The organism is Paenibacillus gallinarum (genome assembly GCF_014836635.1).
Taxonomy (GTDB): Bacteria; Bacillota; Bacilli; order Paenibacillales; family Paenibacillaceae; genus Paenibacillus; species Paenibacillus gallinarum.
Genome location: NZ_JACSQL010000001.1, coordinates 764668 through 790286 on the forward strand (window position 1 = coordinate 764668; position 25619 = coordinate 790286).

The following is a 25619-nucleotide window of genomic DNA, read 5'->3' on the forward strand; positions in this document are numbered from 1 at the left end:
TATTCAAATATAGGTGCTTTGCTGTTTAAAGTTTTTATATGGGGAATTACTTTGAAGTCGGGCTTGTACTGGTAATTCAATTGATAAGTTTAAAGTGGAAATAATAAGTGAGTAGAATCTATTTATAGGAGCAGAGAATGTAAGAGAAGAACTTGGTAATTTTCCTTCTTCTATTATAGAGGTCAGAAAAGTATATTTAAAGTGACTTCTGTAGTAAAAATTGCTACAGCACTTAAAGCACCTACTAAATTTCTATTATATTCCTGAAGCATTAGATATGTATCTAGTCGAACTTTGAATATTTGAGTATATGTTTATTTAAAAAATGAAACACAAAATAAATATTGTGATAATTTGGAAACTATGACATCTTAGTTAAATTATCATATAAATTAATACATGTATTTCTTTTGTATCAAGTTAGAAATTAATTCAGAGAGTAGGAATGAAAGATTATGAAGAAGAAAACAGCTATTTTACTAGCTCTATCTTTAGCTTTAGTTGCTAGTTTGACAATTCTATCGGTAGTTGGTGCTTCAAATGAAGAAATATCATCAAATGAACCTAATTCTGTTATAACTTCTGATAATGAATTAGGATCGGCAAGTAATCCTATTAAAGACTTAACTTCTTTTCTAAATACGCTTGGCGAATGGTCTGAAACTGCAACAAGTACTGATAAAAAAGCAACCACTTCTTTTACAGTTCCTAAAGATTATGGTCACGTCGAAGCATATTTTTTAAATCAAGGAACAGGTACAGTAACAATTACTATAACTCACATGCAATCTGGACTAGTATATCTTACAGAATCAGTTGGAGCAGGTAAGGCAACTACTTGGAGAAGCACTAAATTTTACTTACAAGGCTTGCGTTCTGGTGATTACAGCATCCAGTATAGATCTAGTTCTGTCAGCAATGTAAAAGTTTATACCTCTGGATTCGCTTCTAATAATGCTGCAAAAGTCGATACAACATATAACTAATAAAATATTTTTAAAAGAGCCCATATCGGCTTTTTTTTTTCGCAAAAAATATCATGGCATATCTTTCACGATGAACCGTGTTCTCAGTGATTAAAGAAGCGGATCGAAAGAACTCCGACAGTTGCTTTAGATATGCTGGATACTGTTACGAAAGAAGACTATGCATGTTTCATTACACTTATTGAGTTTTGATTTTATAAAGAATTGCCACCTTTATTGCCACCCTGTAAATCGAAGTTAAACTAAAATCCTTATAGAATAAAATAATTTAGGGCGCCTCTTTCGAGACGCCCAATCATGGGAGAGGAGAAACCGGATGAAGAGCTTATGGGGAAACGTAAGTCTTCTCCGCGGTTGTCTACGGCACTTGTGATGCCGATAATTACATCATGACCGCTCTCAGGTAAGTTTATACATGACCGGGCCAATTTCTTTTAGCTGAATTCATTTGGGCATTTTCACATCTATTATAGATTGTGGTACGATATCGGTATAATAAAGGCACATATTAAGACAGAAACAGGGTGACATAAAAAGGTGAGAGTTATATCAGGCACAGCAAAAGGAAGACCGCTTAAAGCAGTTCCCGGAACAGGGACACGCCCGACAACCGACAAGGTGAAGGAAGCGGTCTTTAGTATGATTGGACCTTATTTTGAAGGTGGAAATGTGCTCGACCTGTTCGCTGGTAGCGGCGGACTTGGCATAGAGGCGCTTAGCAGAGGGATGGACAAGGGGATATTTATTGACCTTGAACCCAAAAGTATCGAAGTCATTCGAGCTAACTTGAAGGCTACAAAACTTGAGAGTAAGGCAGAAGTGTATCGCAATGAGGCTGGCAGAGCTTTGAAACTGCTGGCGAAACGTGCTTATCGGTTTGATCTTGTTTTTCTGGATCCGCCTTACCGGATGAAGAATGCAGATGAACTCATGCTGGCGATGCAGGAGAACGATATGTTATCTGAAGACGCAATCGTAGTCGTTGAATATGATGCGAGTCATGTGTATGAAGAGACCTTTGGACATTTTGACCAAATTCGAAAAACAACCTATGGAGATACAGCTATATCGGTATACCATTATTCCTCGAGCACTGAATCAGTGGAAGAAGATATAAGTCATAATGAAACTAGTCAGGAGATACAAGTTGATGAATAAAGAAGTACATTCAGGCGAGAGAGTAGCCGTCTATCCGGGAAGTTTTGATCCCGTAACCATGGGGCATCTCGATATCATTACAAGAGCTTCCAAACAGTTTGATCGTCTGGTGGTTGCTGTTCTGAACAATAAAAGCAAGAATCCTCTATTTTCGGTAGAAGAACGTGTTGAATTACTAGAGATGGTTACGAAGGATCTGCCCAATGTAGAAGTGGACAGTTTTCGGGATCTTACTGCGAGCTATGTACGAGTTAAAGGGGCTGACGTCATTGTGCGCGGAATTCGGTCGGTAACGGATTTTGAGTACGAATTGCAGCTCGCGTCCTTGAATAAGAAATTGAATAAGGACGCCGAGACTATTTTTATGATGACCGATCCGATTTATTCCTATCTTAGTTCCAGTGTGGTTAAGGAAATTGCAAGCTTTAATGGAGATGTGACAGATCTGGTGTCCAAAGAAGTGGAAGAAGCACTTAGACGTAAAGTTAATGAGAAAAGGGCCCTCGAGTAGACTTCCATCCGGCAATCCATCTGGACAAGAAAACGAACGTTGTTAACAGCAAAATGAGAAGCATACCGAGCCATCCCGCATACTGGAAACCGTTTATTACAGGTTCTGAGATGCCATTTATTCCGGGGTAAGCGTCATTGAACACGGTTTTGGTGGAGACAAGCCACATTTTAATCGGTGTCCACAGGATCAGGACAAGAATATAGGAAATACATGCATGTAATATTCGTCCAAAAGTAAAGATAGAAGTGCTGATTCCGTACGGTTTCAAGAGGGCTGAGACTTGCCAGTGTGAACTCAGTCCTCCCCAGCCGATCGCCGCTGCAAGCAAGCCGAACTGGAGTGGCTGCGAGATCATATCAGTGGAACGAAGAGCATAGGCACCAAGGTGTAATTCGAAAAAAGAAGACCAGAGATAATCTGGGAAAAATGGAGTGACGTATTTTCCAATCAACCTGATAAGGACAGAAAATACGATCATTGAGCCGCCTGTCATCATCAGTACCTGAACGGCATGACTTACCGTATCTCCGAGCAGTTTCCCAAAACTTCGGCCGTCTTTTTCTCTAATCGTGGCGGCGGTTTGATATATGGAGTAGAGCATCCCTTTTTTTGGACCGGTTGTTTCTTGTAGATGTGGATTCGTATTCCTTACGGAAATTGCTTCATTTTTGGTAGTAAACCTGGCGAGAATGAATCCGGAAAGGATACCAGCCGCCCAGTGGACCAAGATGAGTACGTAACCGACAACGGGATTTTGATAAAAAGCGGCTCCGATTACAACGAGCAACGTCATTGGATTGGTAAAATGGGTGAGAGAAGCAAGCCGTGAGGCTTCTTTTGATGTGATTAACTTTTGCTCATACAGCTTTACTGCGGCATCGGCTCCTGAAGGAAAACCGGCACTCATGCCCACGGCAAGTCCAATTCCGCTTGCTCCTGGCATTCGAAATCCTTTTTTCATTAAGGGGTCGATAAGTACACCCAGTCCGTGGGTGAAACCGTAAGCCGTCAGCATCTGTGACAGCATTAGAAATGGCAGTAATGCAGGAAATACCATTTTCCACCAGATATCAAGTCCTTGGATCGAGGCTTCAAATGCTTCTTCCGGTGATGAAATAATGGCGATTACGAGGAAAAGAGCACCTATGCCCAGCAGCACCGTGATGATATAGGGCGGAACCAGGGTCCGCATACCTGCACTTGTTTTATTATTGGAGTTCAATGAACAATCACCTCTATAGGTAAGATAAAGACCGACCCTGCAAAGAAGGGGCGCGGTTTTTTTTAAGGTTGTATGATCATGTTGCAACATGATCTTGTTAGCCTCACTGCTTCAAGTTTTGTGGATGAATATGTTGTCCTATACATGTATATGTAGAATACAAAGAACAAGAACAAGCTGTCTGTAAGTAAGGAGGAGGTGGACGTTCATGAGTGAAATGCGTAGAAAAAGCGGAATGCGAACGACGCTATATATCGCCGTACTTGTCATTTTGGTTTATGTTTTGGTGTACATGCCTACACCGTATATGATTACTCAGCCGGGTTCGGCAGAGGCAGTAAAACCCATGGTCGAAGTGAAAAATGGGGATGAAAAAGAAGATGGCGAATTTCTCATGACCACCGTATCGGCGAGTTACGCGAATTTGTCACTCCTCTTTCTATCTGTATTTAATGAACATGCGGAGATTGGAAAGAAAGCAGAGCGTCTTCAAGGTAAATCGAAAGATGAATACTCGGCTGAACAGGTTTTCTATATGAGTGATTCTCAATCTTCTGCTATGGAAGCTGCTTATGAGCAGGCAGGCATTGCCTATAGTATTGTACCTGAACATATTTTTGTTTTTGGTTTGTCCAAAGATCCTGCACCTCAAGGGGATATGCAAGCAGGTGACAAAATATTGTCTGTAAACGGAGTGCCTACTCCCGATCATACGGTTCTGTCTAAGGAACTGCAGGATAAAAAAGTGGGAGACACCATTGAAATGCAGTTAAATCGGAATGGAGAGACCATCACCAGAGAAGTTACGCTTGTTCCGATTAAAGATACGAATACGGGGAAGACAAGGGCAGGTCTTGGCGTGATGATCGGAACCATCCAGAAGGTGAAGCCCGAAGATCCAGCTCACCAGATCGAATTTAAGGACACTCGGGTAGGCGGTCCTTCTGCAGGACTTATGTTTACTCTGGAAATTTATAATCAGCTCACTCCAGGGGATTTGACGAAAGGCCATATTATTGCGGGAACAGGTACGATTACGAAAGAGGGCATTGTGGGACCGATTGGCGGTATCGTTCATAAAATTGTAGCGGCAGACCGGAAAAACGCTGAAATTTTCTTTGTACCTAGAGATAATTATGAGGATGCAAAGAAAAAGGCGGACTCCATCGGCACAGAAATGAAACTGGTTCCTGTGGATACGGTAGAGGATGCCCTTGAATATATTGATACTCTCTCCGAAAAATAAACCTTTTTTCATCATATCTCAGTTGGTAACGAAATTTAGATATAAAAAATAAGGCATATAACTTGAGGTCTGGGACTTCACGTTATATGCCTTATTTTTATTGAATCATTGACTAAGATTTAGTTGCATAATTCTCATTTCATTTTTCTACATCCGTAAAGGAGATTCATAAAAATCCCGATATAGTAACCTTGGATCCGGCTTAGGCATACCCATTCCATAGACTGCTGTTGCCTGCTGATCCCATGTTAATTGATCATGCTGGAAGGCAGACGTTTTAATAACGATCGGCAGTGTTGCTTTTTTGCGCATTTCTTTTAACAAGGTTTGTCCTCTATCCGTGAAACCAAGAACCCGAATATAATGAGGGCCTTGACGCAGAATGTCCGGTGTAATTTTATCCTTCTCATGATGAAGAAGAATATGAGTCAACATGCGCTGAAGTTTTGTTTTTGTATATCTTTTAGTTTTGACCGCTTCAAGGAGAGCATGGATGGAGAGCTCTGGAAGCTGAGGGAGCAGTTTAAGTAAACGATACTCCAAGCCCTCAGTGACCTCGCCAAAGCGTGCAAGTTCCTCAGGGCTCTTTGTCACGAGCTGTGTAAAAAGAGCGTCTCGGTAGCGCTCCAGATCCACAGGAGCGCATCCATCCTGCCATTCGCGCTGCAGAATGGCAAGTACCTCCGCCGGCACATACGGCGCCGCGGCTGCAAGGCCATCCTCGCCGAGCAGAAGCCGGCGCACGGCCGTTGCACTTGCGATGCTGCCTGTGCCTGGCATCGCATCGTGGTACCCGGCGCCGGTACGCTGCGCCGTGAAGGGTGTTATCGCGCTGCCAAGACGGCGAAGCGCGATAAGATAGTGCAGCCCAAGTGTATTATTGGGCTGCTTCAGCAAGGCCAATGCCCCCGCAGGATCACTGCCGGGGGCAAGAGCAGCCGCAGCCGCTGCGTAGGCTGCGGGATAGCTTGCACCGCTGGCAAGCTGCTGCTGGAGGAGGGAAGCCAGAGCCTGTGGCTCACTGGCTAAGAGGTCCGCCAGCTCCATCAGCGGTGCAAGCTTTCCCGATTCGCTGCCAAAGCAGAGCGAATCAACAACGCCTGTATGGTGCAAGGTGGCCACTGCACCATAGGCAAACCATTCCGCCGGCTGTACTGCATACGCAGCCGGCAGTTCAAGCACGAGATCGACGCCCATCTTAAGCGCCATCTCTGTACGTGCCCATTTGCTGACGATCGCGGGTTCGCCGCGTTGCAAAAAATGTCCGCTCATGACGGCAACAACAGCGTTTGATTGCGTGAGCCTCTTAGATTCTTCTAGATGATATACGTGACCGTTATGCATGGGATTATATTCTACAATCAGTCCTACCGCAGAATTCACGATAATGTTCAACCTCCCGGATTTGCTAAAGACCTGCTTTATTTGTTATCTTAAAGAATCAATTTCATAATACCTTTAGTTGCTTTAATCAGGGCTATATATAGTTTGAAATGGTTCTATTTGTCTATATATAGTTACAAATTTATCATTTTAATGAGTTATGAAATTGGTTATAATAGGATATTGTTTTTAATTAGCCTTTAAGGTAACTATTTTTACAGGAACAGGCTACCTTCCAATACAGGGTGTAAAGTTTAAAGTGTTGACAAACCTCTTTGAAAATCGTTATAATGATTTTTGTTTGTTAGACCCTTTTCTCAACATACTTATGTCTGTATTGCAACACACTAAGATAGTATACAGTAATAGGGCTGATTGAAAAAATGGTTTATCGTCTGGAGTGATTATAATGCAAATGTCATTTCGCAAGATGGCAGCAAGTGCTGAGCCCGTAAAGGTATCGGAACAACTTGATATTAGCCATCTTATTCGAAAAAACAAGGAAATCACAGCTGTATCCCCTTTGCAGGCAGAACTAACACTAACTGCATCACTGGGAGACGTTGTGGATGTTCAAGGTCCGTTAACGGCCGAAGTGGATATGCTCTGCTCTCGTTGTCTTGGTAACGTACATGAACATTTAGATATGAAATTCGCCGAACAGTTCAAACAAGGAAAAGAGCCGGAAGATGCGGATGAAGAGGATGATACCTTGTATGTGGACGAGGATACCGTGAATCTTGATCCATTTATGGAAGAATATTTCTTACTGCATCTACCGTTTGCGCCGCTGTGTAAGCCCGATTGTAAAGGGCTATGTCCTACATGCGGTACCGACTTGAACCAAAGCAGTTGTGGTTGCGACAATACTGTTGTGGATCCACGGCTTGCCGGGCTTAAGGATTTCTTTAAATGATATTAATTATTTGGTGCATCGCTTAGCGTGCATGAATAATTGATAGTAGATATTAATTACTTGGTGTACCGCTTAGCGTGCATGAGTAATTGATAGTAGATATTAATTGTTTGTTGTATCGCCTTGCGTACATGAATATTTAATAGTAATATTAATTATTTGTTGTATCGCTTAGCGTACATGAATAATTAATGGAAATATTAATTATTTGGTGCATCACTTAGTGTGCATGAATAATTAATAGTTGATATCAATAACTAGTTGCATCACAATAGGTATGCATGGATTATTGAAAGTTTTTGCTGAATACATGACATCTGTGCTATTATGCAACAGTTGATTTTGATAAGGAGGTGGGAATTGTGGCAGTACCTCAACGGAGAACATCCAAAACTCGTCGTGACAAACGTCGTACTCACTTTAAATTGGCAGTGCCAGGTATGGTGAAATGTGAACAATGCGGAGAAATGAAGCTTGCTCATCACGTATGCAAAGTGTGCGGAACGTACAAATCTAGAGAGATCATCTCTCAATAATAGCTTTGCTACCTAATAGTACTCTATCCTAGGATAGAGTACTATTTTTTTGTGAGCAATAAAGCAGTACTTTCTTTTTGCGTCAGCTTCCTTTATACTAAGCTTTAGTACCAGGTTCTAAGCTTGGTTCGTTTGTTATCTAAAAATGGTATATAATCGTTGTAAGAAGGTATCAGATACCTAATTAATGAATGAATAATAAAGAATGTAATGTTCTGAATATATAGATGGTTTGGCTATGCTTTACATAGACTAGACATGGATCAGTTTCACATATACAAGTTAATGCTTTTCATCGATATTATATAATTCCGGAAGTAAGGGGGAGCTTGGTCATAGAACGCATACCGAAAAGACAGAGGCAACAGCAACTTGCACAGATGATTGAGGACAATCCTTTTATCACGGATCAAGAGTTAACCAGACTGCTGAAGGTAAGTATTCAAACCATTCGTCTTGATCGCATGGAACTTGGCATTCCTGAACTGCGTGAACGGATGAAGCTGATGGCTGAAAGGTCATATGATCAAGTTCGCTCCCTTCCGTTACATGAAGTGATCGGGGATATTGTTGATCTTCAGCTTGATAAAAGTGGTATTTCGATTTTTGAAATTAAAGATGAACATGTATTTTCTAGAACGGGTATTGCGCGTGGACACTATGTATTTGCGCAGGCCAATTCACTTGCTGTTGCGGTAATTAACGATGAGATTGCGCTCACTGCCTCTGCAGATATTCGGTTTGTAAGACCGGTTCATTTAGGAGAAAAGTGTATTGCTAAGGCATATGTTCGTTCGATGCCGGAACAGAAGGGGAAGGCAAAAGTAGAAGTGTTCGCTTATGTTGGAGAGGAAATGGTGTTTCAAGGAAACTTCGTCATTTACCGATCTGCAGGACAAGATAGCGATGAGGGAGGTAATCATCATGAGGATCGTCATTGATGCAATGGGAGGCGACAATGCACCAGCCGCGAATGTAGAAGGTGCACTCCTAGCTGCGAAGGAATGGAAAGATACAGAGATTGTACTTGTCGGAGACGAAACAGCGATTGCGCCTTATCTTGGGAATGAACGGCCAGGGAACTTGACTGTTCAGCATGCATCTGAAGTGATTACATCTGATGACGAACCCGTTAGAGCTGTTCGCCGCAAGAAAGATGCTTCAATGGTCGTTGCAGGACGAATGCTTCGTGAAGGCAGTGCAGATGCCATGATCTCAGCTGGCAATACAGGCGCGCTGATGACAACAGGGCTGCTCGTAGTAGGCAGAATGCATGGGATTGAAAGACCTGCGCTTGCTCCCATGATTCCAACCATTGATGATAAAGGAATGCTTGCGCTTGATCTTGGTGCTAATATGGATGCGAAACCAGAGCATCTTGCACAGTATGCACTTATGGGAAGTATATACCGTCAGAAAGTTCAAGGCATTGAACGCCCGAGAGTGGGCCTTCTTAATGTGGGTACAGAACCGGGAAAAGGGAATGAACTGACGAAAGTTGCCTATCCTCTTTTGGAAAAGTTACCGATTCATTTTATTGGTAATGTAGAAGCAAGAGATATTCTTACGGGAACATGTGATGTACTCGTCTGTGACGGTTTTGCAGGTAACATACTGCTGAAATCGGTAGAAGGCGCAGCGGGTGCTATTTTTGCTCTCTTAAAAGAACAGTTTTCTTCTTCACTGAAGACAAAACTGGCAGCAGCAATGCTTATGCCGGAACTACGTAGTCTAAAAGGAAAACTGGATTACAAAGAACATGGCGGTGCACCTTTGCTTGGACTTAGCCGTCTTGTTGTGAAGAGTCATGGTTCAGCAGATGCAAACGCCATTAAGAATGCCGTTCGGCAGGCTAGAATAGCGATTGAGAATCAGCTGGTTGAAAGTATATCTAAGGAAATTACAGGGAAGTGAGTGACATGATGAATACACATTTACGTCCAGTCGGTGTCATCGGCACAGGTAAATATGTACCTGAACGTATTTTGACGAATCAGGATATGGAAAAAATGATGGATACCAATGATGAATGGATCGTTTCTCGTACAGGGATTCGTGAACGTCATATTGCAGCAGCTGAGCAAGCTACGTCTGATCTTGCTTATGAAGCCGCGAAAGCAGCTGCTGCATCTGCAGGCATTAAACATGAAGACATTGAACTGATCATTGTTGCAACGGTAACACCAGACAGTGCTTTTCCATCGACAGCTTGTATTTTACAGGATAAACTTGGTGCAAAAGGAGCGGCTGCATTTGACTTGTCCGCTGCGTGTTCCGGATTTGTATATGGTCTGGCAACGGCAACAAGTCTTATTCAAACGGGGATGTACAACAATGCACTCGTAATAGGTGCGGATTGTCTCTCTAGAATTACAGATTATACAGACCGTAACACAAGTGTCCTTTTTGGAGACGGCGCTGGAGCTGTAATCCTAGGCGAAGTACCTGAAGGACGCGGATTTAAGTCGTTTGATCTTGGAGCTGAAGGAGCAGGCGGTCCGCTTCTGAACTTGCAAGCAGGCGGTTCTAGATTGCCAGCTTCAGAAGAGACGGTTGCGAATAAACAGCATTATATCTACATGAACGGAAGAGAAGTCTTTAAATTTGCGGTTCGCGTTATGGGAACGGCTACGATTGATGTACTAGCAAAAGCTGGACTTGGAAAAGAAGATGTAGATCTTTTCATTCCACATCAGGCTAATATTCGTATTATCCAATCTGCCATGCAGCGCCTTGATCTTCCAGAGGAGAAGGTAGTTATTAATGTGGACAAGTATGCGAATACTTCTGCAGCATCCATTCCTCTCGCACTCGTTGAAGCAGCGGAAGAAGGCCGAATGAAACCAGGCGATAAAGTACTGATGGTTGGTTTTGGCGGCGGATTGACATGGGGAGCTTCGGTTCTCGTTTGGTAATCAATGAAATGATACAGTTAATATAATTTATTTATATTTTCTTTAACTCTAGTAATTGGACGAAAGGAGTTTTGAATCTAGTATGGGCAAAATTGCTTTTGTATTTCCTGGACAAGGTTCCCAGTCTGTAGGAATGGCAAAAGATGCATACGATCACGTAGACGCATCCCAAGCTATTTTTAAACAAGCAGATGAAGCACTTGGATTTTCACTGAGCACGTTAGTATTTGAAGGTCCAGATACGGATTTGAAACAAACAAAAAACACCCAGCCTGCACTATTGACAGCGAGTATTGCACTTTATGAAGCATTGCGGGAAAAAGGCATTACCGCCGATTATATGGCAGGTCATAGCCTTGGTGAATATAGCGCGCTTGTTGCATCTGGTGTTATTTCGTTTCAAGATGCGGTATCCATTGTTCGTGCAAGAGGAACATTTATGGAGGAAGCAGTACCTGGTGGACGCGGTGCCATGGCAGCGGTCCTTGGTGCAGAACGAGAAGCTTTGGCTGAACTCTGTGCTAAGATTTCTTCGCAAGGGGAGGACTACTTGGTTGAACTGGCGAATCTTAATTCACCAGGACAAATTGTTGTCTCCGGGTTACAGGATGGTGTAAATGAAGTCGTTCAGCGTGTAAAAGAAGCAGGCGGAAAAAGAGCGATCCCTCTTGTTGTCAGTGGACCTTTCCACACCTCTCTGATGAAAGGTGCGGCAGAGAAGCTGCAAGAACGCTTAGCTCAAGTTACATTGCATGATGCAGCTGTTCCTGTTATTGCTAATGTAACTGCAGAACCGGTGACAGACGCAGAGAAGATTAAGAATCTTTTAGTCGAACAAGTTTATTCCTCTGTTAAATGGGAAGATACGGTCGTATATCTTGTAGAACAAGGCGTGGATACATTTATCGAAATTGGCCCTGGTAATGTGTTAACAGGTCTAATTAAGAAAGTAGACAAGTCCTTGAAGCTTTATAATGTGAACAATTTGGAAAGCCTGAATTTATTGGCTGCTGAACTTTCATAAACATCAAGTTTGATGATACTTGAGGAAAGGAGGTACACAAGAGATGTCTATATCACTCAAAGGTCAAATTGCTCTTGTTACAGGTGCGTCTAGAGGGATTGGACGCAGTATCGCCCTTGCCTTAGCTGATGCGGGCTGTCATGTTGCTGTGAATTATGCAGGTAACGAGGCTGCTGCTGCGGAAGTGGTGAAGCTGATTGAAGCAAAAGGGGTTCAGGCAATCGCGGTTAAAGCGAATGTCGGGATAACTGCAGAAGCTGACCAAATGGTGAAGCAAGTCATCGAACAATGGGGAAAAATCAATATTCTGGTTAACAATGCTGGAATTACAAGGGATAACCTCATTATGCGAATGAAAGAGGAAGAATTCGACCAAGTTATTGAGACGAATCTTAAAGGCGTGTTCAATTGTCTAAAAGCGGTAACTCGCCCAATGATGAAACAACGCTATGGCCGAATTATTAATATATCTTCTGTGGTTGGAGTACTAGGAAATGCAGGACAGGCCAATTATGTGGCTGCGAAAGCAGGAGTTATTGGTCTTACCAAATCTTCAAGCAGAGAACTAGCTTCTCGTGGAATTACAGTAAACTGTGTTGCACCTGGTTTTATTCAAACAGAAATGACACAGGAGTTATCTTCTGATATTGTAGAGGGCATGATGACAAATATTCCGCTTGGCAGATTGGGTCAGCCAGAGGAAATTGCTGGGGTTGTTACTTTCCTTGCATCCGAAGCGGCTTCCTATATGACAGGGCAAACACTGCATGTTGATGGCGGAATGTATATGTAACCTGCCTAATTCTTTTAGTCATAGAAACCTTTCTATAAGACGATTTGAAGAGAGACATGTAGGGTCTATGGCATTTTACTAGTTATTCTCGTATAATACGAAAGAGGAGGTGAACCGGAAATGTCCGACGTATTGGAACGCGTAAAACGCATCGTAATTGATCGTTTAGGCGCTGATGAAGCTGAAGTAACGCTAGAAGCATCATTCAAAGATGATTTGGGTGCTGACTCTCTAGACGTTGTTGAATTGGTTATGGAACTCGAAGATGAGTTTGATATGGAGATCTCTGATGAAGATGCAGAGAAAATCACGACCGTAGGTGAAGTTGTAAACTACATACAATCACATACCTAAGTCACCCTGGAAGTCCCGCGCTTGCGCCTATCGCATAGGCGGGACTTCTTCTCCTAAATGCACCATAAGGCTTAAGGCCAACAAGAAGCCCATTTTATAGGTGTTTGTTATCTGACACGTGTATAAAATGGGTTTCATTACATTAAAATCTGTTAACTAGTGTAACGCTCGCCGTTATGCAGTCGATATAGAGGTGAATTTGATTTGAGTCGTAGAGTTGTAGTGACAGGTATGGGTGTCATGACCCCAATCGGGAAGAATCTAGATGAATTATGGAACAGCTTGATGGAAGGTAAATCTGGAGTTTCTCTTGTGGAAGCTTTTGACGTAACCGACTATAACACCAAGATTGCTGCATCCATTAAAGATTTTAATCCTGAGGATTATATGGAGCGGAAAGATGCTCGTAAAATGGACCGTTTTGTCCAGTTCGCAGTTGCTGCTGGCTCGATGGCTTTGAATGATAGCGGACTTAAAATTGGTGAAAATATTGATGCTGAGCATATTGGTGTTTCTGTAGGCTCCGGTATCGGTGGTCTTGGAACTTGGGAAGATCAGCATAATATTCTTCTTGAAAAAGGACCCAAACGAGTGAGCCCGTTCTTCATTCCGATGATGATCGCGAATATGGCTTCAGGACAATTGTCTATCTCACTTGGTGCAAAAGGTCCGAATACAACACAAGTAACGGCATGCGCAACAGGAAGTCATTCCATTGGCGATTCTATGCGCATGATTCAGCGTGGTGACGCAGAAGCAATGATCTGCGGCGGTGCGGAAGCAACCATTCGTCCAACGGGGATGGCAGGGTTTAACTCTATGCGTGCGATGTCTACACGCAATGATGAGCCGGAAAAAGCGAGCCGTCCATTTGATATCGACCGAGATGGTTTTGTAATGGGTGAAGGAGCCGGAATTCTTATTTTGGAATCACTGGATCACGCTCTTGCACGTGGTGCTCGCATTTATGGTGAAGTTGTAGGTTACGGTTTGTCAGCTGATGCAAAACATATGACAGATCCGGACCCAGACGGCGGAGCACGCAGCATGAAGATGGCGATGAAGGATGCCGGAATTCAGCCAGATCAAGTGGATTACATTAATGCACACGGAACATCAACACCTGTTGGTGATAAATCCGAGACAAAAGGGATCAAGATTGCACTGGGCGATCATGCCTATAAAGTTGCAGTGAGCTCTACGAAATCAATGACAGGTCATATGCTTGGTGCTGCGGGTGGTGTAGAAGCCGTTATTTGTGCTCTTGCACTACAGAACCAAACGATTCCTCCAACGATTAACTTGGACAACCCAGATCCTGAATGTGATTTAGATTATGTACCAAATCATCCGCGCGAAGCGAAACTTACTTATGTGCTTTCCAATTCCTTTGGTTTTGGTGGTCACAATGCAACCGTAATTCTCAAAAAATATGAATCATAAGGGGTCAGTTCGATTGAATGCAGATCTGAAACAATTAGAGCGCAAACTTCAAATCGAGTTTAACAACCGTCCGTTGTTAAAACAGGCCTTTACCCATGCTTCGTATGTGAATGAACATAGATTCAGTCACAGTCAGGATAACGAAAGACTTGAATTCCTAGGAGATGCTGTACTGGAGCTAACGGTATCGGAGTTTTTGTATAATGAACATCCGAACCGTCCAGAAGGCGAATTGACAAAGATGAGGGCAGCTCTTGTACGAGAGCCCTCGCTCGTCAAATTCGCTGAAGCATTGGATTTTGGCAAGTACGTTTTTTTGGGTAAAGGAGAAGAACTTACAGGGGGGAGAACCCGTCCTGCACTTTTAGCCGATGTTTTTGAATCGTTTATTGGTGCCCTGTATCTTGATCAAGGTTTAGATACGGTCAAGCAGTTTTTAGGTAAACATATATTTGCCGGTCTTGTGATTGAAGGAGAACTCGCTCTTACCGATTTCAAGACAGAGCTTCAAGAACTTACGCAACATCATAATATGGGTGTACTTGAGTATCGGATTGTGGAAGAGAGAGGACCTGCTCATGAGCGGGAGTTTGTCTCAGAGGTATATATGGGTAGCCAAAGACTGGGCCGAGGTACCGGTCGATCGAAAAAGGAAGCAGAGCAAAAAGCAGCTCAGCTTGCTTTGAACACATTGAAACTTCCTTAAAGATGGTTTGCTTGTACGTAAACCTGAATTTTGACAAACGAAGAGCAAAGAGCAGCCCGCTTAAGTATGAAGTATCTTGCTGAACATGGGGGATGGACTGCTTTTTGCTCTTCTTTTTGTTGAATGAAGTTTTGGATCAGCTTACTGAGGAATGGATGCAGTTAGGTGTGTGTTCTTCCATAGGGAAGACATGGACTTCATAGGATGTTTCCCCTAAAATAAAGAACGGATGTACATACCCGTTTATGGACCGTGGTAAGGCATGGAGGTGTCAAGATAGATGTATTTAAAACGTATAGAGCTGTCCGGCTTTAAATCGTTTGCTGATCGTACGGAGATGGAGTTTGTTCAGGGTATTACCTCAGTAGTTGGCCCCAACGGGAGTGGGAAGAGTAATATTTCCGACGGCATTCGCTGGGTACTGGGTGAACAAAGTGCTAAGTCACTCCGCGGGGGCAAGATGGAAGATATTATTTTTGCCGGAAGTGATACTCGTAAAGCGGTTAATTTCGCTGAAGTTTCTTTAACTTTAGATAACCAAGACCATGTACTCGCACTTGATTTTGGTGAAGTTACGGTAACCCGCCGTGTTCATCGAAGTGGGGATAGTGAGTATTTTATAAACAAGCAACCATGCAGGTTGAAAGATATTACAGAACTGTTCATGGATACAGGAATCGGGAAAGAAGCCTATTCCATTATCGGCCAAGGCCGTATTGAAGAAATTCTGAGTACGCGTTCTGAGGATCGTCGTGGGATTTTTGAAGAAGCTTCTGGCATTGTGAAATATAAGTCTCGTAAAAAAGATGCTGTTCGCAAGCTGGATGATACGGAGCAGAATTTACTGCGTATTCACGATCTTGTGACTGAACTTGAAGATCAGATTGGTCCCCTCAGGGAGCAGTCTCAAAAAGCGCTTCATTATAAAGAATTGAGAAATGAACTTAAGGAAAAAGAACTTTCCTTGTACGTATATCAAATTGAGCAAATTCATTCCTCATGGAGTGAGGCTAATGAGCGCCTAGTTTCGCTCAAAGAAAAACAGCTCGAATTATCGACGATCGTATCGAATCACGATGCAATTCTCGAACAGGATCGTACAGAGCTTCGTGAAGTCGAAGCGGCTGTGGAACGCCTTCAAGGAGAACTGCTTCACTATAGTGAAGCAACAGAGAAAAGTGAAGGATATCGTGAACTTCTAAAAGAGAGATTAAAAAACTTGTTAGCTAACAAAGAACAGTTGCTAAGCTCTCTGAATGGAAATGAAGAGCGTTATGTGGAACGAGAGCAAGAACTCGATAACTTTAGACTCAAACTATCGCTGCTTGAGCAAGAACTTGCTGAACTGCGGGAGACCTTATCTGCGGAGGAAGCGAAGCTTGTCGGTGTGACGGGCGGAATCAGCCAGGAACAAGAAGAAAGCCTAAAAGGTAATCTTCTAGAGCTGATGAATCAGATGGCACAGGCCCGTAATGAGATTCGTTATGCTGATCAGCAAAAAGAATCGATTGAGCGTCGTTTAAATCGTGCTGATGAAGAATCGGATAAGTGGGAAGAGAAAAGAGATGAACTGCAAAAACGAAAAGGTCTCCTTGAGCAAAACATCCAAAAGTTAGGTAAGGAGATCACTTCATTACGTACAGGCTATATTACGGAGAGTGAACGTTATCAATCTCTTCAAAAACGGTACTCCGAGAGCCAGTCTACCATACGGAAATGGGAACAGAAACGTGAAGCCCAAGTCTCAAGACGCGATACGATGAAGGAAATGCAGGATGATTTTGATGGCTTTATGACAGGTGTCAAAGAGGTTCTTAAAGCTTCTCGTAAAAACGTCTTGCAAGGGGTTCACGGTGCGGTAGCAGAACTCATTAAAGTACCGGAAAAAATTGAACTAGCTGTTGAAACGGCGATGGGAGCTTCACTACAGCATGTTGTCATGGAGAATGAAGCTGTTTCACGCCAAGCGATTTCTTTCTTAAAACAGCGTCAACTAGGTAGAGCTACCTTCTTGCCGCTGGATGTCATTCGTCCAAGAACGATTGGCGCAGCTGATCGTGCTGTCGTAGAGGCGCAAGATGGTTTTGTCGGAATCGGTGCGAGTCTAGTTGAATATCATTCCAAGTATGAAGCCATTGTAGGCAGTTTGCTCGGTAATGTCATCATTGCAGAACGCCTTGAGGATGCAAACCGAATTGCGGCGAAATGCCAGTATCGTTACCGTGTGGTTACTTTGGATGGTGATGTGGTTAATGCGGGCGGTTCGATGACGGGAGGAAGTCAGCACCGTAAAAATAACAGTCTGTTATCTCGTAAACGTCAGCTCGAGCAGCTGGATCTCGATATTCAGGAAACGGAAAGTCAAATCAGCAAACTCCTGCGTGATCTGGAAGAGACCAAAGTACAAATGGAACAATGTCAGATTAGCCTGGATACCCTTCGTCAAAATGGAGATGACAAGCGATCTGAGGAACAACAAGCATCTCTGGAGTTAAAGCAGCTGCAACATGAACTTGATCATGTTCTTACTCAGGTCGAAGCTGCGGGCCAAGAGAAAACAGGATTTGCAGATGAAATAAAAGAACTGGAACAGACACGCGCTAAAGCAGCTGAGAACTTATCTAAGCTGGAAGATGAAGAGAAAGCAACGCATCAGGCGATACAGGCGGCTGAATTCGCTCGTAAGGCGAATGAGTCTGCCAAGGAAGAGCTTCAAAACTCGCTTACCATCTTAAAAGTGAAGGAAGGTAAGCTGGACCAAGAAAGATTCTCCCTTGAAGAGCAGGTACGCCGGCTTGAACGTGAGTATCAAAATGTGGATAAAGAACGATATCGCAATCGTACGCTCCTTGCTTCGGTAGAAGCTGACCTCAAAACGAATGAAGAGGAAAGTATTAAGCAGACGGAAGCACTCAATCAGTACAAGCTGAAAAAAGAGGAAGCTTCAAGAGAGCTTGATTTCAAACGTACTTCTCGCAGTCAGCTCATTAAAAAGCTTGAGCAGGAAGAGAATGAGACGAGAGAACAGCGTCAGAGTCTCAAGACTTGCGAAGACGAGCTGAGAACAACCGAAATTAGCGTAAATCGTTTGGATGTTGAGCTTGATAATATTTTGAAAAAGCTCAATGATGAGTACGAGCTTTCTTACGAGCTGGCTAAACAGAGCTATGATATTCCTGAAGATATCGAGGGAAGCAAGGCTGCCGTACAGCAGCTGAAACGAAATATCCAAGCGCTTGGTGAAGTAAATCTAGGTGCGATTGAGGAGTATGAACGTGTGAATGAGCGTTATACTTTCCTTAGTGAACAGAAAGATGATCTAACGCAGGCGAAGACGACACTCTATCAAGTCATCAAAGAGATGGATGATGAGATGTCCAAACGATTTAAAACGACGTTTGATGCGATTAAACGTGAATTTGGTACGGTATTCTCCAAGCTGTTTGGCGGAGGACGTGCAGATCTCGTCTTAATTGACCCGGATAAACTGCTGACTACAGGGATCGATATTGTTGCTCAGCCTCCGGGTAAAAAACTTCAAAATCTTCAGCTTCTATCTGGAGGGGAGCGCGCACTGACCGCGATGGCTTTATTGTTTGCTATTTTGCATGTGCGTCCTGTTCCTTTCTGTGTACTAGATGAAGTAGAAGCTGCGCTTGACGAAGCGAACGTGGTTCGTTTTGCCCAGTATTTACGCGAATTCTCTGAACAGACGCAGTTTATCGTCGTAACTCACCGTAAAGGTACGATGGAAGAAGCCGATGTGCTGTACGGGGTAACGATGGAAGAAGGCGGAGTGTCCAAGCTTGTCTCTGTCAAACTGGAAGATGAAGAAGCGGTTATCGTATAACAAAGTACGTATTTTTGAGGTGGAGGGAACGTATGAGTTTCTTTAAAAAATTAAAAGAGAGTATTTCAACCAAAACAGAAACGGTTACAAATAAATTTAAAGATGGCCTGGAAAAAACACGGAAGGGCTTTGTTGAAAAGGTATCGGACCTTGTGATCCGCCGCAAAAAAATCGATGAGGAATTCTATGAAGAATTGGAAGAGATTCTAATCGGTGCGGATGTAGGAGTTAACACGGTGATGGACCTGATCGATGATCTGAGAGTAGAAGTGAAGAAACGCAAGATCGAAGATGCTGCGGAACTTCAGCCTGTACTTTCCGAGAAACTGACAGCTCTGCTTCGGTCCGAACAAGACAATGCACTGAACATGAACAAAGATGGGATTACCGTTATTCTCTTCGTAGGGGTTAATGGCGTTGGCAAAACAACGACAATTGGTAAACTCGCACACCGCTTCAAACAGGAAGGTAAAAAAGTAATGCTTGCTGCGGGAGATACATTCAGAGCAGGTGCGATTGAACAGCTGGAAGTTTGGGGAGAACGTGCTGGAGTAGAAGTTGTCAAACAACAAGCCGGATCAGACCCTGCTGCGGTCATGTTCGATGCAGTGAAAGCAGCAAAACAGCGGAATGTTGATGTGTTGCTGTGTGATACTGCGGGACGTCTTCAGAACAAATCAAACCTGATGGAAGAGCTCAACAAAATTTTCCGTGTGATTCAGCGCGAGATCCCAGGTGCTCCGCATGAAGTACTTATGGTGCTTGATGCTACGACCGGACAAAATGCCCTTAGTCAGGCTAAATTGTTTGGTGAGAAAAGCGGAGTGACAGGACTTGTTCTCACGAAGCTGGATGGTACAGCAAAAGGTGGTATCGTCATTGCCATTCGTCAGGAGATGGACATCCCTGTAAAACTGGTCGGTCTTGGAGAGAAAGCGGATGATCTGCAGCCATTTGATTCTGATCAATTTGTTCATGCGCTATTTGCGGGCCTGATTCAAGAAGAAACCGACGAAGATAAAGAAGAGAAGGAAGAGTAGAATCTGTAAAAGACAGAGTTTTATTTTTCGCATATCAAAAAAGATCGGACTCCAATGAAGGAGCCGATCTCAGACTGTAGACAAACTAGCTTAAACTAGTTTGCCTGCAGTTTTTTTATTTTATATAGCTGCGGAACTGCAATCCATTTATCAATCTGAACTGCAATCCCATTTATGATCTCGGTCATATTGGTCATATCTTTATTTCATCGTTTTCATTAGATAACTTATACGGGTAAGCTAGGCAGCAAGAATACGGATGAGTTCCACAGATGAAAGGGGTACAAACGCAAGATCTCCCGGAGGTCCATAAATAATGGGAGGAACGCGAAGGATCAGCGTCGTCTCATCGACAGAAACCAAGATACCATCTAGATAATCATTCGATGTTAGGATTTCAACTTCACTCCCTAAAAAGCCGCGAACCATATCTCTGAAATTCATCAATCATTCTCCTTTACGATTTCAATTTTTAGCTTGCTTCTTTTTATTTCAGGCGACGCTCATGCTTATTGGGCTACAGATATATTGTTATAAGGAATAATAACGATATCCCCCGTGTTTTCACGAATTTCGACGGCATCGACTCCCGCAGCAAGCACGGTGCCGATAACCGTAATGCTTGTCGTACTAATACTGATATTTCGGCCTATCTTGGATTCGAAAAAGGTTTGGAGTTCTAGATTTACGGTAAGCCCCGAGCGAACCTCCGATTCCAGTTGAGATAAACGGTCCTGCAATAAATCAGCTTTAGCCGTTAGTTCCTCTACTCGTTCTTTGAGTCGCTGAATTTGTGCCGCAAGCCGGCGGCAATTGCAAAATAGAAAACACATGGGTTTGGCCTCCTTGATTCATTATTTACTTTTTATTGTCTGTTCAAGATCTTGAACAAGCTGCTTTAGTTCTGCAGTGCTTTCTTGTTCTGCCCTGCGTATAAGCGGTAGATTGGCCTGAACTTCGGCCGGACCATCTTTAAGAAAACGCTCGATCAAAGGATCTAGCGAAGTAAACGGTACGGAATAGTCACAATAGTAATGTTCCAAATGAAAACGACGGAGTAAATGTTTGACCTTGCCCATTTTGCTCATAGAAAGAACAGGTACACCTGCCCGCAGGGCAACTAACGCGGGGTGAAGTTTATAACTGATTAAATAATCCATAGATTGGATGATGTTGTAGGTAAGGTCGATTTCAAGCAGAAGAGATATAGTTTGGATGGATGCCTGAGGATCTGATTCTTTGATCGTTTGTTCAAGCCTTTTACAAGTACTGTAATCGGAAAAACGGTTATTTGGATGGTTGACCACAGGGATAAGAACAACATGATAATTTTGACGACTTAGTCTAAGAAGCAGGCGGGTCATTTCTTCAAAAGGGAATGTAGGATAGGAGAAGAGACAAACCCCGATTGTTTTTTTAGATGAAAAACGCTGAATCGGAAACGGATGCTGCTGGTAAGCAAATACGATATCCTGAGCTACCTCTGGATGATCATGAAATCCCCCGATACCAGCAAGCTCCGCTGAAGTTTTATCTCGAAAAACAGCTCTTTTTGCATGTTGAATATATTCACGGTGATTATCGATCTCTTCCTGAGGCCATGTTTCGGGCGGATACGTATCCACAATGCCTACCCCGTACAACCACATCGGATGTTGCTGCAACACTTTAGGGAAATAATAATTACTGAATTTATAAGGTGTAATGAGGTCTCCGCCGCCAATGATGACAGCATCCACCTCACGAGGGTCGATATAACCGTTCCAAGGAAATAGATGATGTCTGTAAAAGGCTTGTTGTAACGTTCTTAAAAACAGATCATCTCCGAAATTGCCCATACCGTAGTAACCGCTCGCTGCGATTCTCATGTGGATTCACCTCCTTTTTCATAAAGAAACCGGTTTTGCTTCCATGCTTGATATTGGTGCAGATTCTGTTGGCTGACGCTCCTTGTATGGACAACTCTGTGGTAGACAATCTCTTCTGTTATAGCAAATTCATATTTAGTTAACAGTTTTCTACAGACTTCTATATCTTCAAAAACTCTTCCATAGAGACCATCGTATTCTGTCCATCCCCTTACTGCTCTCAGGTGTTCAGTGCGATAGATTCTAGGTACGGGTGGATAAGCATGGGTATCGGTCTCGAGTGTTCCTTCAAAGCTGGATTGACCGCGCAAGCTAATATGGCCGTTTCGGTTTTTTCTCCATACAAGGCTTGTTCCTGTACCAAGGGCAGCGCAGGGATTCTGTTCCATCAGAATGATGAGCGAATGAAGAGCGCCTGGAGGGAGCCAGTCGTCTGCATCTAGTTCTAGAACATACGTACCCGTAGCTTCACGAAGCAAGTCATTGAGCACAAAGGCTTTTCCTCGATTTGTAGCATAGCGATGTATCCGGATCCGATGATCATGATCCATTGCAGATACCTTCTCAGCGGTTTGGTCTGTCGAACCATCGTCCCCGATCAGTAGTTCGAAGTGAGGATAACACTGCGCAAGGACAGAGCGAATGGACCAGCCAATGGTAGATACCATATTGTGTACACTAAGCAGAATACTCACAAGTGGAAAAGAGGATCTAAAACCGATATTTTGAACACTATGCTGTTGAGCAGATAATGGAACAGTCCGCTGTATAACTGGAAGTATGGAGCCGTGAGAGGAGTCTATTTTTAGTGCAGGGGTCAGAGGCATATTAGTGAAAGTATTATTCTGCGAACATAGATATTTGCATGTGGACCTTGCTTGACACAATTGTTGCAGTTCCCAGGCTAACCAGTGGGCAGAAGGTAAGGGTGCGAGTTTTAGATCAGAGGAAGGAGCAAACATGCTTTTCCGAAAGAAGAAATATTCAGATCTACCTGGCACAGTATAAACGACGCACTGAACCTTGTTCGGCAGGTGAATAAGTATATGGCATAGCTTAATCTCTTGAGTGGTAGAGAGGTGGACTCCTTGATTAGACCATAACAACCATTCTGCACAGGGATGCTCTTCAAGTTCTTTATTAAGCTCTATGAATAACTTGTCAGCAAGGCATTCGGACTGTGACATGAGTTTGAAGTAATTAGGTCCCGCCATTTTGTAAAAAAAATGAGATATTGCTGTCTTACTCATAGATTCCTTTGGCAACGAGGGTTTGACGGATAACAACATCGGCTGCTGCCCCTCTTTGGGTCCAACGATTTTCTCTGGCATATGCAATCCGAGCTAATCTTGCGGAAGGATCTTCTGGTTCGTTCAGCATTTTTCCTAATTTAGTGATGAAATCTTCATGTGTGGTCGCAGTCGTGACATGAGGTTCCATGTGAATACATTCTGGCAGTGCGGTGGATAACACTTTTACGCCAGTTGCCATATATTCGTAAGCTTTCACAGGATTCGTTGCCAGGGTGATGGGATGGTATAAGAAAGGGATAACAGCAACGTCGATATGCTGTAAATACCACTTTAATTCATGATGGGGTTTTTCACCTAAGATGTGTACGTTGGGTAGAGATTTATATCCCGGTATGTCTCCATAAGGAGCACCAATGGATACAAACTGTACATTGGGATACCTTTCCGCTGACTTAGCAAAAAGTTCATGATCGACCCAATAAGCCCATGCTCCGATGTAAGCTACAATAGGACCACTCGGAAGATCATGCGGTCTTGGGACTGAGCCCGCATCAAACATGCTTGAGTCAGCGCCATTCGGGATAAGGGTAATCGGCTTTTCCGGGTATGCAAGTGACAAGCGCGTTCGGATGGTCTCCGCTGTGGCCACTAAATGATCTGAGGATTCTACCATGCGGTGCTCATACTTGGCCCAGTGAGGGAATTCATCACAGCAGTCATAAATGACCGCATCAGGATCATATAAAGCGAGCAGTCTCGTTCTTTGTTTAGCCCAAGTGGTCCATACGACAACAGGATGATCTTTTCGGAGCTTGGCCAAATGTCTTTTTACAAAAGCATGATGATCCGTGAACAGATGAACTCCGGGTTCGATCTCGGTGAGTTCACTTGTCATCGGAGCCAAATTTTCGAAGAACACATGATGTCCCCTTGCCCCAAGTTCTGTCATAAGCTGTTGAGGGCGCTGTTTCATAAAAGTCCAGTTCATCGTCTTAGGGTAAATGATAATCGCCATGTAATCGTAATACCTCCTTTGCAAACTCTATATCAGCTTATTCAGCGCTAGATTAATAGAAACGGCAGATAACCTAGTTCGATGTGCGGAAAATTCAATATAAAAACAATATATTAGAGGATCTGTCCATTTCGCTAAATTGCCAATTTACATATAAAAGAAATGAAGGACAACTTTTCTCCCCTTGCGAGGGGTGTAACAGATCGTTATTTCATAGGGGGATTTGATTACATGGAACAGAATTCAGTGCGGGTTCTCATTGTTTTTGGAACTAGACCTGAGGCGATTAAGATGGCTCCGCTTATTAAAACCTTACAAAGAACACCAGGTATTGACCCAGTGGTTTGTGTAACTGGGCAACACCAGGAGATGCTCGATCAAGTAATGAATGATTTTGATATGAAGCCAGACATTGAACTAAGCGTGATGAGAAATGCCCAAACGTTGCCTTCGCTCACTGCGCATTTAGTACAAGTCCTAGAACCGGTTATGCAGGAAGCTTATGATTTGGTGCTTGTTCACGGTGATACATCTACCGCTTTTGCAGCAGCTATAACCGCTTATTACGCAAAAATACCGATTGGTCATGTGGAAGCAGGGCTGCGTACGTATGACAAATATGCACCATATCCTGAAGAGATGAACCGGGAATGGATTGGAAGAATGGCAGACATTCATTTTGCTCCAACTCCCTTGTCGGCACAGCAGCTGGCCCGCGAGAATCGAAAAGAGCATGTCTATGTAACAGGCAATACTTCTATTGATGCGCTGAGATGGACGCTTAAAAACAACTACCATCACCCACTTTTGGATCAAATTCAGCCGGAAAGCCGAATGATATTCATGACAATGCACAGGCGTGAGAACTGGGGCTTACCGATGGAACAAGTATTTGGTGCACTTAGGGAAATTGTAAGCAATGATAAAACGATCGAGCTGGTATTTCCAGTCCATCCGAACCCGCTTGTTAAGAATCTGGCTTATGAAATGTTAGGTGGGGAAGAGAGAATACATCTCACGAGCCCCCTGGATGTAGTAGATATGCACAATCTGATGAGTCGTTCTTATCTAATACTTACAGATTCAGGAGGGATTCAGGAAGAAGCACCAACTTTAGGAAAGCCGGTTTTAGTGCTGCGGGAGAAAACGGAAAGACCAGAGGGAGTCAAAGCAGGGACCCTGCGGTGTATTGGAACTGATTATGAAAGAGTAAAGAAAGAGACTCAGATTTTGCTCAGTAATGAAAAGAAATATAAGAAAATGGCATCAGCGAGAAACCCATATGGGGATGGTTATGCATCAGACCGAATAGCGGAGATTATTTTAAAGTATTTCAAGAAACAATAAATGGGAAAGATGAACGGCGAGGGAAATCGTAGTATACTATATGGATAGGT

24 protein-coding genes are annotated in these 25619 nt (G+C 43.2%); 17 read left to right on the forward strand and 7 right to left on the reverse strand.

Features of this window, described 5'->3' with window-relative positions; all coding sequences use genetic code 11:
• Positions 1–455: 455 nt before the first annotated feature.
• The 3 genes from H9647_RS03695 (at position 456) to coaD (ending at position 2655) form a co-directional block, all read left to right on the forward strand.
• Positions 456–986 (forward strand): hypothetical protein, encoded by a 531-nt coding sequence (locus tag H9647_RS03695; RefSeq protein ID WP_191798274.1) that lies wholly within the window; start codon positions 456–458, stop codon positions 984–986.
• A gap of 537 nt (positions 987–1523) precedes the next feature.
• Positions 1524–2144 carry a 16S rRNA (guanine(966)-N(2))-methyltransferase RsmD gene (gene rsmD, locus H9647_RS03700; protein WP_191798276.1) on the forward strand — a complete coding sequence of 207 codons (621 nt, stop codon included), beginning with the start codon at positions 1524–1526 and terminating at the stop codon, positions 2142–2144.
• Positions 2137–2655 carry a pantetheine-phosphate adenylyltransferase gene (coaD, locus tag H9647_RS03705; protein WP_191798278.1) on the forward strand — a complete coding sequence of 173 codons (519 nt, stop codon included), beginning with the start codon at positions 2137–2139 and terminating at the stop codon, positions 2653–2655. Before rsmD ends, coaD begins: the two co-directional genes overlap by 8 nt.
• Here the strand turns inward: coaD and H9647_RS03710 are convergent.
• Complete coding sequence (locus H9647_RS03710; RefSeq protein WP_191798281.1) at positions 2630–3880, reverse strand: nucleoside recognition domain-containing protein; 1251 nt, start codon at positions 3878–3880, stop codon at positions 2630–2632. The two genes, coaD and H9647_RS03710, sit on opposite strands and share 26 nt — an antisense overlap.
• A 208-nt stretch (positions 3881–4088) precedes the next feature.
• Between H9647_RS03710 and H9647_RS03715 the strand changes: the two genes are divergently transcribed.
• A complete protein-coding gene (locus tag H9647_RS03715) occupies positions 4089–5126 on the forward strand; it encodes a SepM family pheromone-processing serine protease (protein ID WP_191798283.1) in 1038 nt (345 codons plus the stop codon).
• A gap of 147 nt (positions 5127–5273) precedes the next feature.
• On the opposite strand, the gene H9647_RS03720 is transcribed toward H9647_RS03715, so the two are convergent.
• The gene (locus tag H9647_RS03720) at positions 5274–6470 is read right to left on the reverse strand and encodes a nucleotidyltransferase (protein WP_191798646.1); all 1197 of its coding nucleotides are present in this window, start codon (positions 6468–6470) and stop codon (positions 5274–5276) included.
• Between the two features lie 448 nt (positions 6471–6918).
• Between H9647_RS03720 and H9647_RS03725 the strand changes: the two genes are divergently transcribed.
• From H9647_RS03725 to ftsY, 12 genes are all read left to right on the forward strand, one after another.
• Positions 6919–7425, forward strand: a complete 507-nt coding sequence (locus H9647_RS03725) for a YceD family protein (RefSeq protein ID WP_191798285.1) — start codon at positions 6919–6921, stop codon at positions 7423–7425.
• Between the two features lie 362 nt (positions 7426–7787).
• Positions 7788–7961 (forward strand): 50S ribosomal protein L32, encoded by a 174-nt coding sequence (gene rpmF / locus H9647_RS03730; RefSeq protein WP_160036476.1) that lies wholly within the window; start codon positions 7788–7790, stop codon positions 7959–7961.
• A 344-nt stretch (positions 7962–8305) separates the two neighbouring features.
• Positions 8306–8902 carry a transcription factor FapR gene (gene fapR / locus H9647_RS03735; protein ID WP_191798647.1) on the forward strand — a complete coding sequence of 199 codons (597 nt, stop codon included), beginning with the start codon at positions 8306–8308 and terminating at the stop codon, positions 8900–8902.
• Positions 8886–9875: a phosphate acyltransferase PlsX gene (gene plsX, locus H9647_RS03740; RefSeq protein WP_191798287.1), complete on the forward strand. Its 990-nt coding sequence runs from the start codon at positions 8886–8888 to the stop codon at positions 9873–9875. Before fapR ends, plsX begins: the two co-directional genes overlap by 17 nt.
• 5 nt (positions 9876–9880) lie before the next feature.
• A complete protein-coding gene (locus tag H9647_RS03745; protein ID WP_404822568.1) occupies positions 9881–10876 on the forward strand; it encodes a beta-ketoacyl-ACP synthase III in 996 nt (331 codons plus the stop codon).
• Between the two features lie 82 nt (positions 10877–10958).
• Positions 10959–11900, forward strand: a complete 942-nt coding sequence (fabD, locus tag H9647_RS03750) for an ACP S-malonyltransferase (RefSeq protein WP_191798289.1) — start codon at positions 10959–10961, stop codon at positions 11898–11900.
• 43 nt (positions 11901–11943) lie between these two features.
• A complete protein-coding gene (gene fabG, locus H9647_RS03755; protein WP_191798291.1) occupies positions 11944–12693 on the forward strand; it encodes a 3-oxoacyl-[acyl-carrier-protein] reductase in 750 nt (249 codons plus the stop codon).
• 120 nt (positions 12694–12813) lie between these two features.
• A complete protein-coding gene (acpP, locus tag H9647_RS03760; protein WP_160036471.1) occupies positions 12814–13047 on the forward strand; it encodes an acyl carrier protein in 234 nt (77 codons plus the stop codon).
• A gap of 204 nt (positions 13048–13251) precedes the next feature.
• The gene (fabF, locus tag H9647_RS03765; RefSeq protein ID WP_191798293.1) at positions 13252–14490 is read left to right on the forward strand and encodes a beta-ketoacyl-ACP synthase II; all 1239 of its coding nucleotides are present in this window, start codon (positions 13252–13254) and stop codon (positions 14488–14490) included.
• A 13-nt stretch (positions 14491–14503) separates the two neighbouring features.
• Positions 14504–15196, forward strand: coding sequence for a ribonuclease III (gene rnc / locus H9647_RS03770; RefSeq protein ID WP_225229021.1), 693 nt, complete (start codon positions 14504–14506; stop codon positions 15194–15196).
• A gap of 280 nt (positions 15197–15476) precedes the next feature.
• Entirely contained in the window at positions 15477–19046 is a 3570-nt protein-coding gene (gene smc, locus H9647_RS03775; protein WP_191798297.1) for a chromosome segregation protein SMC, read from the forward strand.
• A 32-nt stretch (positions 19047–19078) separates the two neighbouring features.
• On the forward strand, positions 19079–20086 hold the full coding sequence (ftsY, locus tag H9647_RS03780) for a signal recognition particle-docking protein FtsY (protein ID WP_191798299.1): 1008 nt from the start codon (positions 19079–19081) through the stop codon (positions 20084–20086).
• A 240-nt stretch (positions 20087–20326) separates the two neighbouring features.
• On the opposite strand, the gene H9647_RS03785 is transcribed toward ftsY, so the two are convergent.
• From H9647_RS03785 to H9647_RS03805, 5 genes are all read right to left on the reverse strand, one after another.
• Complete coding sequence (locus H9647_RS03785) at positions 20327–20530, reverse strand: hypothetical protein (protein ID WP_160036466.1); 204 nt, start codon at positions 20528–20530, stop codon at positions 20327–20329.
• A 65-nt stretch (positions 20531–20595) separates the two neighbouring features.
• Positions 20596–20919 (reverse strand): hypothetical protein, encoded by a 324-nt coding sequence (locus tag H9647_RS03790; protein ID WP_191798301.1) that lies wholly within the window; start codon positions 20917–20919, stop codon positions 20596–20598.
• A 21-nt stretch (positions 20920–20940) separates the two neighbouring features.
• Positions 20941–21954: a polysaccharide pyruvyl transferase family protein gene (locus H9647_RS03795; RefSeq protein WP_191798303.1), complete on the reverse strand. Its 1014-nt coding sequence runs from the start codon at positions 21952–21954 to the stop codon at positions 20941–20943.
• Positions 21951–23285: a glycosyltransferase family 2 protein gene (locus H9647_RS03800; protein ID WP_191798305.1), complete on the reverse strand. Its 1335-nt coding sequence runs from the start codon at positions 23283–23285 to the stop codon at positions 21951–21953. The genes H9647_RS03795 and H9647_RS03800 overlap by 4 nt, the downstream gene beginning before the upstream one ends.
• Positions 23197–24222, reverse strand: a complete 1026-nt coding sequence (locus H9647_RS03805; RefSeq protein ID WP_191798307.1) for a glycosyltransferase — start codon at positions 24220–24222, stop codon at positions 23197–23199. The genes H9647_RS03800 and H9647_RS03805 overlap by 89 nt, the downstream gene beginning before the upstream one ends.
• Positions 24223–24453: 231 nt before the next feature.
• Here H9647_RS03805 and wecB point away from each other — a divergent pair, with 231 nt between their 5' ends.
• Positions 24454–25569: a non-hydrolyzing UDP-N-acetylglucosamine 2-epimerase gene (wecB, locus tag H9647_RS03810; protein ID WP_191798309.1), complete on the forward strand. Its 1116-nt coding sequence runs from the start codon at positions 24454–24456 to the stop codon at positions 25567–25569.
• Positions 25570–25619 lie beyond the last annotated feature (50 nt).